Raw genomic sequence first — 13,697 nt, 5'->3', positions numbered from 1 at the left:
AGTCTGCGGGTGGAGAATCGAGTAGGTGGAGCGCAACTCCCGTAGGTGCTACTCGTGTAGCTCGTCGTGACTCTACTTAGGCTCGGAGGCGATCGACCCCCTCGAACCTAGGATGTGGTCTGATGGCTGCGAACGGCCAGGGCGTGTCACTTGCTCGATCCATCCCACCCGATGGTCCCGCAGCAGGCGCCGGACGGGGGTCTGCTCCGGACGATGCCCCCTCCTTCGTCGGTCGCGCGGATGTCCTCCTGGCCGTCGAGGAAGCCCTGACCGCCCCCGGGTCGGTCGGCGCCGTCCTCGTGGGCGCAGCGGGCGTCGGCAAGACCGCCGTCGTGCAGCAGGTGCTCTCATCCAGTGCGGAGAGCCTGTACGTCCTCCGTATCCGGGGGTCCAGGAGGTTCCGGGACCAGTCCTACCGACCCGTCAACTTCCTCCTCTCGGAGCTCGAGGCGGACGTCGTCGAGCGCCCCGTGATGGTGCTCCGCGCCGTCGCGAACTTCCTGAACCAGCAGGCGCGCGGGCGCCGCGTGGTCCTCGCCGTGGACAACGTCGAGTACCTGGATCCGTCCTCGGCGGCCCTCATCGGGCAGCTCGTACTCGGCGGGACCGCCAGTGTGCTGCTGACGGCCCAGGACTTCGCCGCCGCGGACCCCCAGTTCGCCGGCCTCTGGCGGGACGGCTCCCTGCGCCGCTTCGACCTCGCGCCGTTCGATGCCCTCGAGTCACGGGCCTTCGCGGCGGCCGAGCTGCAGGGAGCGGTGAGCGCCGAGGCCGCGGCGCTGCTGTACCGCATGAGCGGCGGCAACGCGCGGTTCCTGCAGGCCTCCATCCGGGCGGTTCGCGGACGCAGCGTGGTGCGGCATGGGGAGACCTGGGTCCTCCTGCCGGGCAGCACCCCCGTGCCCTCCGAGATCGCCGAAGCGGTCCAGCTCATCCTCGAGGAACTGCCACCCGGGCAGCAGGAGATCGCCCATGTCCTCGCGCTGGCCGGGCGGCTGCCCCTCCCCGTCACGCAGTCCATCACCGGCAGCGCGGACCTGGATGCCCTCCAGACCGCCGGCCTGCTCGCGGTACGCCACGGCGAGCAGGAGCGCGTGGAGTTCCAGGACCCCGTGGTCAGCGCGGGCGCCGCCGCGTCTCTGTCCGCTCAGCGCGCTGGCGAGCTGTACGAGCGGTGGGTCGGGGGCGCCACCCTCGGGGACCAGCTCGATCCGGAGCGACATGCGGAGTGGCTGCTGAAGGCCCAGCGGCCCGTTCCGGCCGAACTCTCCCTCGCCGCCGCGCGCTCGGCGAACCGTGCCGGCCGGCACTCCATCGCCGCCGCGTACACCGAACTCGGCGATGCCTACCGCTCGTCGGTCGCTGCCGCCGTCGAGCGCATCCGTGCCCTCACCTTCACCGGGCGCTTCCAGGACGCAGGCAACGCGATGCTGCTCGCCGCTCCACTGCTCGACGACGCGCCGGCCGCGGAGGCGGTGCCACTGCTGATCACCGGCGTCTTCCTGCGTCACCGCCTCGGGCTGGGCGGCGTGGAGGACGCCTTGAACGAGGCCCGGGAGCGGCTCGAGGCCGACGCCGGCGTCGAGCCGCAGGGCCGCGCCCGGCTCCAGGCCGACATCGTCATCGCCCGCGCGGAGGTCGCGTCCCTGCAGGGCCGGTTCGGTGACGCGCGGGACCTGGTGCTGTCCCTGCGTTCCGGCGGCGTCCCGCTGGGCCGGGACCAGGGCATCGCCGCCGACGTCCTGCTGACCGAGGCGTGGGCCATGCTGGAGAACCAGCTGGAGGCGCTCCAGCTCGCCGATGCCCTCGCGGACCGCCTGCAGGAGCCCGAGGTTGCCTCCCGTACCCGGGAACTGGCCTATCTGCGCCTGATCGCCATCTACAGCGCGACCGGCTCCTGGGAGCAGGGCGCACGCAAGCTCCGCCTGACGAACGGTGACAGCGGTGCCGTGCTGCACAGTTCCGCCGTGCAGCTGGCGCTGGGACTCGTCCGCGGCCGGTACGGCACGCCGCAGGACGCGCTGGCGGTCCTGACGCCGGCCTTCGATCAGCTGCGGGTCGGCGACCCGCAGCGCGTGCTCCCCCTCGCGGCCACGGCCATCGCCTACTGCCATTCGGTGGGGGACAACATCAAGGCCGCGATCCCCCTTCTGGTGCACGCGGAACCCTCCGCGGGCGATCCCTGGCTGGTGCGCCGGATCGCCTCCCAGCTGCAGCTGCTCAGTGTGGGGCTGCGGGAGGCGAAGCCGGACGCCGCCCGGCAACTGCAGGCCCTGGGACGCAGCGACAGGGAACGCGGTGCATCGCTCTTCGCACTGTCCGCGTTCACGAGCGCGGTCCGGCTCGGCAGCAGCGGAGTCCTCACGGAGCTTTCCGAGGTCGCCGCCCGCGTGCAGGGCCCCTACGCCCACCTGTGCGAGACCTTCGCGAAAGGGGTGAGCAACCGCGACGCCGAAGTGCTCCTGCAGGCCATGGATCTCGCTGCAGCGGGAGGGGACCAGAATTTCGGACGGGATGCCGCCCGTTCGGCCCTCCATGCGGCGCGGGCACTGGGGGACAAGTCGATGGTGCGAGAGGTCCAGCAGCGGGCGCGCCGCGTCCTGGGCGACCCCGATGCCAACGGCCCCACCTCCCAGCTCGACTGCCTCACTCCGCGGGAGGCGGAGATCGCCCAGCTGGCAGTCGGCGGCCTGATGAACCGGGAGATCGCCGACGCCATGTGCGTGTCCGTACGGACCATCGAGGGGCACCTGTACCAGATCTACTCGAAGCTGCACGTGTCCTCCCGCTCCCAGCTCGCTGAGCTGTTCCCGGCACCCCTCGGATGAGCGTCGACGGCCGGCGAGTACCTCTCGTGGGGGTCGAGGCACCCATCGCTGCCATCGCCCAGACGCTGTCCCACCCCAATCTGCACGGGGCACTCGTGGTGGGTGGGTTCGGGACGGGCAAGAGCGCGATCGCCCGGCGCCTCGTGACCGCCGGGGACCCGCACCAGACGCGGTTCTTCCTCGTCAGGGCCGCGGAGAACCTCGCGGCGGTGCCGTACGGAGCGCTCGGCCCATACCTCTCCCACGCGACACCCGAGGCCCTCGATTCCTCCCTCTCCGCGCTCCGTGCCCTTGTCGCCTACTTCAGGGCGGCATCCGAAGGACGGAACGCGGTGGTGGTCGTCGACGATGCCCAGTACATCGATGACGACAGCAGCCACATCCTCACCCAGCTGGTGATCTCCCGCATCATCAAGGTGGTCCTCTTCGCCGACGGCCTGCCGCCGCGGGCCGGAGACCTGTTCTCCCTCTACACGGACGGTTTCATCAGCAGGGTGGACCTCCCCGGCCTCGCCGAGGCGGACGCCGTCGCGTTGTGCGAGGCGATCCAGGGCGGGCGGCTGTCCCAGGGGGCAGGCCACTACCTTTCCCGGCAGAGCGCGGGGAATCCCCTGATGCTGCGCGCGCTCCTGGACCACGCCGCCACCACCGGCGAGCTCGTGGAGCACGACGGCGTGTGGTGCCTGTCCGGCCGGTTCCATCCTCCCGCTGCACCCCTGATGGACCTCGCGAAGACCCTGCTGCAGGAACTCACGGAGCAGGAGCGGACCGCCTATGAGGTGGTGGCGCTCAGCGGTGGCGTCCCGCAGGCGCGCCTGGCGGCGATCAAGGAGGACGCAGTGGCCCAGCAGCTCGTGCGCCGCGGGCTCCTGCGCACCCTCGGCTCATCCACGAGCATGCTCAGGGTGGCCCACCCCATGATGGCGCGCGTGGTCCGGGCGCTCGTTCCCGCTGGACGTAGCGCGGACCTTCGTCGCCGCGTCTTCGACGACGAGGTGGTGCCGCCCCCCGTGGACGAGGGCATGTTCGACTACCTCGACTGGGCCCTCGACTGCGGTGTTCCCGTGCCGCCTGCCGTCCTCCTGACGGCGGCTCGCACCGCGGCGCACGTCTCCAGTCCGGAGTCCGCCCTGCGGTTCGCGAGCGCTGCGCGTACGGCGGGGGAGGAGTCCGCCGGGGTGGTGGAGGAGGCGCGGGTACGGGTCGGCCTCGGAGAGTACGCGGTGGCCGTGGAACTGCTCGAGCAGGTCCCGGTGGATGCGGCTCGACCCGTCGTCGCTGCGGACGCCGCCGTCCTCAAGGCACTGGCCTGCGTCCAGCGCGGTGATGACCCGAGCCGCATCCATGCCATTGCCGACGCGTGCGCGGAACGGCTGGCCAGGGTGTCAGAGCAGGGGTCGACAGCGCGGGCAGCGCCGGCAGAGCAGTCGGAGCAGGCAGCGTATGCCCTGCGACTGCTCCACCTGCTCGGGTGGATTCTCGAGGGTGACTTCGCGACCGCCCGCGCGGAGGCGGACGCCCTCCCTGCCCTCGCTCCTGCGGGGGTGGAGTCCGAATCCCCCCTGGCGGTGCTCCTGCTGCTCTTCCGCGGCGAGGTCGATGCAGCGCTCGGCCACTCCGACACGGCGCTGGCAGGGATCCGCGCAGCGCTCGATGCCGTGGACCGTTCCGGTGGAGACCTCGAGCACCTGCGTCCGCGCGTCGTGGCGAGGTACGTCAGCGCACTGATCCACGCCGGTGAGTTCGCCACCGCACGAGAGTCGCTCGAGGAGTACCGGCGGCGGCCCGTGGTGAGTTTCGAGTACGTCGGTGGTCCGTTGGCGGCGCTCGAGGCCGTCCTCGAAGCGCGCCGCGGTAAGTTCCGCACCGCACTGCACCTCCTCGAGCCGGCGCTGGCGTCCCTCCGGCAGGTGGACTCCGAAATGCTGCTGCCCTACGCGCTCGGCGTCGCCGCGTGGGCTGCGCACTCTCTGGGGGAGCATGGAGCCGCGGCGGCCTTCCAGGAGGAGTTCGACGGCGTGGCGTCGCTCGGCAGCCGCCCGCTGCTCCTCCGCGGGCGGGCGTTCCTCGCTGCGGCGGGCATCGGTGGGCCCGACGGCTGGGGAGACCTCAGCGGGCTCCGGGCACTGGCGGAGACTGCGCAGGAGACGGGCTTCCGCTCGTGCGAGAAGGACATGCTGGAACTCCTCGCGGTCCTCGGCGACACCGAGAGGACCTGGCGCCTCGCGGAACTCGCCGACCAGCTCGAGGGCTCGGAGGCGCAGGTCTTCTCCCGGTACGCGCATGCGCTGGCGGACCACGACGCCAACGCCCTGCTTGCGGCGGCAGACCACGCGGAGAGATTGCAGAAGATCCCGCTCGCAGCCGAGGCGTCGGTGCGGGCCATGCACCTCTTCGAGGAGCAGGGGGATGGAAGGGCCCGGCGCATGGCGCTGCGGACCGTACGCCACCGCCAGTCCCTGCTCGAAGGTGTACTGCCCCACGAGGAGGGGGACCTGCGTGCCTCCCATGAGCTGACATCCAGGGAACGCGAGATTGCGAGGCTCGCCGCGGACGGGGCATCCAACCGCGCCATCGCGGAGGAGCTCGTCCTGTCGACCCGGACGGTGGAAGGGCACCTCTACCGCATCTACGGGAAGCTCGGCATCACCACCCGGGAGGAACTCGAGGGTGAGATGCGGGCGTACGACGACGAGCATTGACCTACGCCACCCATGCGCGTTCGTGGAGGGCTGCGAGTGAGTAGTCAGACGACGGGTTTCAGGTACTTGACCCGATAAACTGAAGTAGTCCGTACTGGTGAGCGATCCCGGTGATCTGCGTAGGGTTGCATCTGTTGAACCGATGACGCTTCAACTGCAGGGCTTCGGCCCTTACTCGCGTGAAGAGCGGGTCCCGGATCGGGGCCAGCGGCAAAGGAGTCTTCCTGAGACCAAGACTCCGTCCCCAGCTGCCGCTGGCCTCTTCCTGTTTAACGTGTCGGTCCAGAACGTCGGACACGAAGAAGCCGGCCCGGAGCGAATGCTCCGGGCCGGCTTCTTGACGTTCTGTGGTGCGGAGGCTTATGCCTCGGCGGAGCGGCGGCGGGCTACCACGATGCTGCCGGCGCCGAGGCCGAGTGCACCGATGCCGGCAGCGCCCCAGAGGAGCATCGCGGAATCGAGGCCGGTGTTGGCCAGGCCGTTCGACGCGGAGGTCGTGCCGCCGGTGGTCCCGGTGGTGGTTCCGACAGCGTTGGCGGAGTCGACGACCACGCGGGAGGTGACAACGGGGGAGCCGTCCAGCGCAGCGGCGGTCAGCGTGTAGACGCCTTCCTCGGTGAGCTGCACGTCGTAGGAGAAGTTGCCGTCAGCATCGGCGTTGATGGTCTTGTCGAGGACAATCTGGTTGAGCACGATCAGACCGCCTCGGGCCGAAGCCGCTCCACCAGCGCCGAAGCCGGCAGCCGACGGCGTTCCATCGGTGCGGTCGACAGTGATGCGGATGGCTTCGCCGGGCTCGAAGAGTCCGTCGGTGCTGCTGAAGGTGACGGTCTCACCGGGAGCGATCGTGCCATCGCTGACGGTGCCGGTCTCGCCGGTGACATAGGAGTCGTTGAGAGGAGCGGCCTGCGCTGCGCCGGCTCCGAGGAGTGCGATGGTTCCGGCGACGGCCAGGACTGAGGCGGTTTTGTTCATGATGAGGCTCCCCATAAAGGTGATTGAGACGAAGAAATGCGTGAAGTGACCGGACGTCCGTTCCCCAAACGCCCTGCGCCTACTTCCGTCACCCTATAGGACCAACTCCAATTACCCGAATTGATGCTGATTACTACTTGGATCCGGTCGTACGCCTACTCGCACGGTAGCAAGCAAACATAGGTAGCGGAAGAGTGGAAAGGCTCCCGACGAGGATGTAACGCAGTGTTAACCTCGCCGACAGTGCGGACCGCGGTTGATCGCAGTCAGCCGCAGGACGCCAGGCCCTCGGCCGGCAGGAGGACGTCGGAGAGATCCTGCACGGTCGGGGTTACGTCCACCACGGGCTCGGTCTCCTGCACCACCTTTGAGAAGTCCATCTCGAGTGTCACCGTCTCACCGGGGGCGAGCTCTGTGGTGAGAATGCCGACGGGCCGGCTGCCGTGGGCGAACGAGCCGACCGGCACATCGGCCCCGTTGATCCGCGCCTGCTGCAGGAGCGCCTGCCCGGGGCCGTAGCCCACCGTGTTGGTCTTCACGCGACCGGGGTCGACGCCGAAGGCGCCGTCCCCGGTGACATACGCCGGGAGGGTCGTCGCGGCCTCCGCAGGGGCCGTGTTGGTCAGTGTCACTTTGACCGTGTACAGGGAGTAGCCGTCTCCCGGGCAGCTCTTCAGGAGCTGCACGGTGCGCCGCACGTAGTAGTCCATCTTGGCGCCGGTGCCGTCGTTGAAATACACGCCAAATGCCGCCCCGCCGACCGTGGGGCCGAGGGCCTTTCCCGCCAGGCTGGTCTGGGCGAGGAGGTCCTGCTCCTCCGAGGTGGCGGACCACACGTACAGGCGGCCCTGCTCGGCGCTCGTGACCAGGGCATCGATGAGCTGCGTCCCATCGCCTTGCGCGTCCGTCAGGGCGCTGAAGACCTTGGCCGCTACGGCCGCGAAGTACTCGTCCTGCAGCGCCGGCTCCTCGATCTCGGCGTAGACATCCGAAAGGAGGGTTGGAACCACATTGATGGAATCGAGAGCGGTGGGCAAGGAAGTCTGCGCGAGCAGGGCGTCGACGGCGGGATCGCCGACCTCACCGAGTTCCACGGGTCCGGTGGCTTCGAGGATGTTGGCCAGCACCACGGGGTCGAGGGCGATCACGCCTTCGATGCCGGCGCCCGGTCGGCGTTCCTCCCACATCTGCCGGGCCGTGGACGCTGCGGTGGGGAAGTCCGGGGTGAGGTTCACGCTCTGCATGAAGGTGGCCATGCGATAGGAGTAGATCTGCTCCTGCTCGGGGTCCACCGGAACCGCCGGCTCGAACCGTCCCAGCTCGGAGGCGCTGCCCTGGTCCGTCAGGGAGATGCGCCCGTCGTCCACGGTGAGCACGGCCAGCGCGCCGGAAATCCCGCCAGTTGCGCGAATTTCGGCGCTGTTCTGCACGAGCACGAGGTAGTCGCGCGATCCCTCGGCGCCCAGCATGGACGGCAGCAACTCGCCCGCGCGCGCCGCGCCGTTGATGGGTCCGCTCACTTCTCCGAGCGCCTCCACGGCGTCCCCGAGCGGCCCCGCGATCTGCGGAAGCAGCTCCGAGCGGTCGATCCCCTCGAGCCGGCCATGAGACAACTCGACGGTGGCGGCCGCCGCGGACAGCGTCGGGGCAATATCCGCCAGGGGAGCGGTATCGATGCGGCCGTCCACGGGCGTGAGGGAGTTCCAGTCCAGCGCCGCGAACTTGTCGACCATTGGAGCAACGGCCCGGGTAACCACATCGTCCGCGGAGACACTCACCTCGGAGATGGCGCCGAAGTTCTGACCGATGAAGGGGAGAAGGCCGGCGGCCTTCCACAGAGGGTCGGAGCCTGCCGCGCGCGCTGCGGTCGTGTGGTCCTGCAGGTCTGCGGTGACCGCGCTGGCGCGGTCAGCGTCACGCTCGACGACGGCGGCCTGCAAGTCGGGCACGAGGGCCATGCTGCTCTCGAGGTTGCTGCGGATCTCCTGCGCGCGGAAGGCAAGCCATCCGCCGACGATTGCTAGGAGTATCAGCACGACCCCCGCCCCTACGAGGATGGAGCGCACCCGGCTCGGACGGCCGTTCTTACGCATCCAACGAGGTGAGGTGGTTGGATGCGTCCCACCAAGCCGCGCTGTTCCTGCATTCGTCGAGTATCCGTCAATCATTCAGGGATTCCTTCTGTGCAGTGGCGGAGCGATGCATCAGAACGCACCGTGGCGGCCGACGACGGCCTTGAATGTGCGGAGCAGAATGGTCAGGTCGCCGAGGAAGGACCAGTTCTCCACGTAGTAGAGGTCCAGCCGAACTGTCTCGTCCCAGGACAGGAGCGAGCGGCCGCTGACCTGCCACAGACCGGTCATGCCGGGGCGGACCAGTAGACGACGATGGGCCCGGACGTCGTAGCGCTCTACTTCCGCGGCCAGGGGCGGACGAGGCCCCACCAGGGACATCGAGCCACCGAGGACGTTGAACAACTGCGGAAGTTCATCGAGGCTGAACTTACGGATGAACTGGCCCACCTTAGTGATGCGGGGGTCGTTCTTCAGTTTGAAGAGGACTTCGTTTCCCTCGTGGTTCTCGCGGAGTTGCTCCAGCCTGGCTTCCGCGTCGACCGCCATCGACCGGAACTTGTACATCTCGAAGCGTTCTCCAGCCGTTCCCACCCGCTCCTGGCGGAAGAAGATCGGGCCGCGGGAGTCCAGCCGAACAAGCAGCGCGACGAGGGCGAGCAGCGGCGATAGCACGAGGATGAGGAGACCGGAGCCGAGGATGTCGGTCGACCGTTTGACGAAGCGCTGACCCGTCTCCAGATTGGGCGTCGAGACGTGGATCAGCGGAAGGCCGGCGACGGGCTGCGTGTGGATACGCGGTCCAGCAACGTCGGTGAGTGCCGGCGCCATGATGAGGCGGATGTTGAGGTCGGCGAGCGCCCACCCAAGTGCCCTGATGGTTTCGGGCGCCAGTTGCATGCTGCTCGATAGCGCCACGGCGTCCGGGCTGAAGGCCTCGATATCAGAGATGATGTGGCCGGCCTCAATTGCTCTGCCGACTACCGGAAGATCGAGTTTCTCAGCTGTACAGGCGCCTTCCTCAACTCCCGGAAGGTAGGCTCCAATCGGCAAGTAGCCGGCCATGGGCTGCGCCCGAAGGGAATCGGCAAGATGTTGCACGCCGCTGGAACTGCCGACCACCAGCACCCGAAGTGAGCTCTTACCGTGTTCGCGTTCAATGTGGAGGAAGCGGCGAATGATGGCGCGGGACAGCAGGAGCATGATGAGCCCTGCCGGTAGCGCAACACCTACATATCCGCGAGCCGTGTCGAACTGCAGTGCATAACTGACGATTGCCACCAGGCCGAACAGGATCAGCGATGCGCTGACAACGCGCTTGTACTCCTCGGTGCCGTGCCCCAACACCGTTGCCTCTCGGCTACCCCGTAACGACAGCATCACCCACCAGCCGAACGCCAGCACGAGGGACAGGACGATGTAGGGCTGCTCGCGTGCACTCAGCCGTTCTGTTTCCGGTACCCCGAACCTGAGAATGAGCGCCCCAACTGTCGCCCACAAGACGACAGCCGCGTCGACGACGGCCAACCGATGCCCATAGCGTAGAGCCCACCCGCTATTCTCCCTAATCTGCGACACCAATTCCCCATATCCCCGGAGCACGCCTCGGCTGAACGACGTGCTGATTACTTGTTTTGAGCCGGAACCTCTAGGACGTGCTCATTGAATCCGGAAGAAGAGTCCTCAGTGGAGCGTCTGGAAACTGGCGGCGCGCTTTCCATGGTCGATGCGGTGGCCGAATCATAAGAATAGTAGGCGTAGGCGTCGGGGCCTTTGCTAGGCATGAAGTTAAAGACAATGCCGAGCAGGTCCGCATCCACCATTTCAAGATTCCCAAGAGACTTCTGCAGGTCAGGCAGTCTGACCTTGGAGGAACCAACGACCAGTACTACGCCGCCCACCTGCTGCGCAAGCACCGCCGCATCCGTAACGGGGAGCAAGGGGGGCGCATCGATGATGACCGCATCGAACCTTTGCTCAAGGCGGGCAATGAGCCGTTTCATGGCGTCGGAGCCCAATAGTTCACTGGGATTCGGTGGGATCTGCCCCGCTGTCAAGATATATAGCTCATCCGCGCCCCACGGCTGGAGAAGGTCCTCGAGATCGGCCCTGCCGACAAGAGCCGTAGTGAGCCCTGCATTGCGTTCCAGGCCTAGGTACTCATCTACTCGAGGACGACGCAGATCGGCGTCTACGAGCACGACTGACTGACCACTCTGAGCGATGGCAATGGCGAGGTTTGTTGCTGTGGTGCTCTTGCCCTCTCCTGGCAGGGAGGAGGTAACAAGGACCGACTTTGACTTGTTACTGACGTGAGCGAACTGCAAATTGGTGCGAATTTGCCGAAAGGATTCAGTCCGAGGACTTTGTGCCGGGGCCTGTGTTAGCAATGGCTTTCTCGTGGCATCACCATCGAATGTTATCCCGCCAAGAATCGGCGCTTCGGTCAGTCGGCGCAGGTCAACCTCCCCCCGCACCCGAGTATCAAGTGTCGTTCTAAGTAGGGCGGCGACGAGACCAGCCATAATTCCTACAACGAGTCCTAGAGCGAGGTTTAGCTGAACGTTAGGCGATGACGCTGTTGTTGGAGCTACAGCTGGGGTAACTACCGATAGTTTCACGGGAGATGCCCCATTCTCGGCAGTGGTTTCAAGGTCCTCTACGACGCTTGCAAGGCTTTCTGCCACTGCCTGAGCAATCGCTGCGGCCTGAATTGGCGACGGATCAGACGCTGTGATGGTGAGTAGCACATTGCTGGGGTTCGTCGTGGCTTCGATAACCTGTGCGAGCTCCGCGGGGGTCGCCTCCATGCTCAAGATGTCGACAACTGGCTGCAAGACAAGGGGAGTCTCAGCTGTTTCGGCGTAGGAATCCATTCGGGCTTGCGTGAAGGAGTTGCCTTGCTGAAGTTCCGCGACTGATCCTGAGTTCTGGGTCGCCGCGAAGAGTTTCGTTTGCGAAGTGTATTTTGGAGTCACAGTGAACGAAAACACCCCCGCGGCCAGTACCCCGAGCATGGTTAAGGCGGCGATCACACGCCAGTTTCGACGGAGCACCTTGAGGTAATCTACTAACTCCAACTTTAAGACCTTCCTAGTGCTATGAGACCCGCCGAGAGGGCGTGAGCCTCGTAGTCGTCCGTGCGCGGCTACTTGCCTCTCGACCAAAAGGGGCCGTCAGTGATTGCAGCCATTCACCGGAGAATCGTCGCTGCCAGCTCGCCAAACGGCCACCATTTGCTAGCCGGCTCACCGCCACCCTTCACGATGGCGATGAGCCCCCATCGTGGAGGTTGAGGACCAACTGTGGTGCCATCATAGTCAACTAAACGAGTCACCTTGTGCTGGACGAGTGCATGTTCCGATCGGTCGGTCCGTAGGGCACCAAAAAGCCAACATGCCTGCTGCTCCGAACGTGACCAGAAGCTAAGGGCTTCGATCGATCCAGGGCCGGGCGAGCGATACGCCTCACAGCTCACGGAACGTCAAGGACCACTACAGAATGGCGGACCTCGACCTTCGCCTCCGCAGAGTCAGGTAAGCGACCCAAACTAACACTTGCCGAGCGAACGCACGTGACCAGACAACGTGGCGAGACCGACTGGCAGTACGCTGATGGAGACTCTCAATCTCGATACCTTCGAGGCTTCGGCACGGTAAGCGCCACCGTTAACGATGAAACGCTGGCGCTTGGCCTGAGCCGGCGGACCGAACTCAGAGATACCAGACGCGACTACGCTATTGTGTAGCAATTGATGATTGCGAGCACACTCAACCAGCAAGTTCTTGACCGTCGAGGTTGAACTGCCGAGATGTGCCTCGATAAGCGGGGCCCATTCAGAAAGGCTGAATAGATTCGTGGGGACGACGAATGACAACTGAGATGGCTGACGCGCCGGTAGTTTTCCTTGCTCATGCGGTGGGTCCATATGGCGGTCAGGAGAAAGCTCTTGAAGAATTCGCCCTCTATTCGCAAGCTGCGGGATTTCCTACCGCAGTCGTGGCATACAAAGTATCAGACAAAATTCGATCCTCTGGCATTAGTGTCACGCTAGTGCCGGATCCAAACTCCATATTCTTAGTGCGGTTCATTTGGTTCTGGTTTATATCTCCACTATATCTCAACAAGTACCCACGCTCACCAGTTATCGCCTGCGGTGCGATCACTCGTAAGCAAGTAGAAGCAGTGTGGATGCATTTCTGGCACGAAGACCACTTGAAGACATCGCGATGGTTGAGCTCTTGGGAGGGCAGTGTTCCGAAATTCCTAATTCAGTCACTCAGTCGACTATTTGCACTATTGGCAGAGCATCGGACGATGAAGATTTATGAGCCGAGAATTTTGATCGCTGTGAGCGAGTCGGAAGCACGTGGACTAAAAGCTAGATACCCGAAAGCACACATCGATGTGTTGCCCAACCCAGTCGTCAATCATCCGCAACACCCCGGAGAGAGATGCTCTCCGGGCCTTGAGAATCGACGGAAAGCGATTTTTGTCGGAGGCGAGTGGGGCCGAAAAGGCTTGATGCCAATTGCCCGTGCCCTGAATATTCTCGCTTTGCGGAAAAACGCGGAGATTGAACTGATTGTCCTCGGCAAGGGGTCTAGTCGTATGCTGAAGCGATTGCGCAAACTGAGAGGGATTCGGGTGGAGCATGCGTCCTGGACAGATAACGTTGCCGGGTTTCTCGCAGATGCCGACGTATTCATGATCGCAAGTCGTTATGAGACATTTTCAATGGCGGGTCATGAAGCTTTATCCCTCGGTTTGCCCGTAATCACCACTGAAGTGCATGGGCTTGCCGATTCAGTAAGGGCCACGGGGCTGGGAATAGTAACCAAGCGCAACGTGCGGAACCTGACGCAGGCCGCCGAGCAGATGCTATGGACAAACCCACCAACGTCCGACGAAAAGCGTGTCGCGGCAGCCTGGGTTCGAGAAGAGTTTGGTCCGAAAGCTCTTGCTCGTAGCAAGGCTCAGGTTCTGCTGAACCTAACGGGGGTCGATGTCGGGGCCCTCTAGCAACGTAATGAGCTGGGAATGGCTAGATTGGACGACTTTGTGTGCATTCGTAGAGGACCGCCACCCTTTGCGGGACCGTTCAAGGGCGGTGTGTCTGG

General features: G+C 65.3%; 7 protein-coding genes. 3 read left to right on the top strand and 4 right to left on the bottom strand.

Translation table 11 applies throughout. The features are described 5' to 3' along the window. Positions 1-122 precede the first annotated feature (122 nt). Together AC4D2F_RS11895 and AC4D2F_RS11890 are read left to right on the top strand one after the other, a co-directional pair. Positions 123-2,828 carry a helix-turn-helix transcriptional regulator gene (locus AC4D2F_RS11895; RefSeq protein WP_490910742.1) on the top strand — a complete coding sequence of 902 codons (2,706 nt, stop codon included), beginning with the start codon at positions 123-125 and terminating at the stop codon, positions 2,826-2,828. Beyond that, positions 2,825-5,530 (top strand): helix-turn-helix transcriptional regulator, encoded by a 2,706-nt coding sequence (locus tag AC4D2F_RS11890; protein ID WP_490910741.1) that lies wholly within the window; start codon positions 2,825-2,827, stop codon positions 5,528-5,530. The genes AC4D2F_RS11895 and AC4D2F_RS11890 overlap by 4 nt, the downstream gene beginning before the upstream one ends. A 360-nt stretch (positions 5,531-5,890) precedes the next feature. Here the strand turns inward: AC4D2F_RS11890 and AC4D2F_RS11885 are convergent, their stop codons facing one another. The 4 genes from AC4D2F_RS11885 to AC4D2F_RS11870 form a co-directional block, all read right to left on the bottom strand. Further along, on the bottom strand, positions 5,891-6,505 hold the full coding sequence (locus AC4D2F_RS11885) for an LPXTG cell wall anchor domain-containing protein (protein ID WP_490910740.1): 615 nt from the start codon (positions 6,503-6,505) through the stop codon (positions 5,891-5,893). A 266-nt stretch (positions 6,506-6,771) separates the two neighbouring features. Beyond that, entirely contained in the window at positions 6,772-8,541 is a 1,770-nt protein-coding gene (locus tag AC4D2F_RS11880) for a DUF4012 domain-containing protein (RefSeq protein WP_490910739.1), read from the bottom strand. 168 nt (positions 8,542-8,709) lie between these two features. Then, positions 8,710-10,104, bottom strand: a complete 1,395-nt coding sequence (locus AC4D2F_RS11875; RefSeq protein WP_490910738.1) for a sugar transferase — start codon at positions 10,102-10,104, stop codon at positions 8,710-8,712. A 98-nt stretch (positions 10,105-10,202) separates the two neighbouring features. Continuing rightward, positions 10,203-11,657, bottom strand: coding sequence for a tyrosine-protein kinase domain-containing protein (locus AC4D2F_RS11870; RefSeq protein ID WP_490910737.1), 1,455 nt, complete (start codon positions 11,655-11,657; stop codon positions 10,203-10,205). Between the two features lie 790 nt (positions 11,658-12,447). Here AC4D2F_RS11870 and AC4D2F_RS11865 point away from each other — a divergent pair. Next, the gene (locus AC4D2F_RS11865; protein WP_490910736.1) at positions 12,448-13,599 is read left to right on the top strand and encodes a glycosyltransferase; all 1,152 of its coding nucleotides are present in this window, start codon (positions 12,448-12,450) and stop codon (positions 13,597-13,599) included. Positions 13,600-13,697: the final 98 nt, after the last annotated feature.

This window comes from Arthrobacter sp. TJ-263, assembly GCF_058269155.1.
Note: the sequence above shows the minus strand (reverse complement) of the source record. Positions and strands in the feature narration are given on the sequence as shown.

What these genes read in the sequence shown, in the direction of transcription:
- AC4D2F_RS11895 (WP_490910742.1), top strand. Translation starts at nt 123, where the DNA reads ATGGCTGCGAACGGCCAGGGCGTGTCACTTGCTCGATCCATCCCACCC.
- AC4D2F_RS11890 (WP_490910741.1), top strand. Translation starts at nt 2,825, where the DNA reads ATGAGCGTCGACGGCCGGCGAGTACCTCTCGTGGGGGTCGAGGCACCC.
- AC4D2F_RS11885 (WP_490910740.1), bottom strand. Translation starts at nt 6,505, where the DNA reads ATGAACAAAACCGCCTCAGTCCTGGCCGTCGCCGGAACCATCGCACTC.
- AC4D2F_RS11865 (WP_490910736.1), top strand. Translation starts at nt 12,448, where the DNA reads ATGACAACTGAGATGGCTGACGCGCCGGTAGTTTTCCTTGCTCATGCG.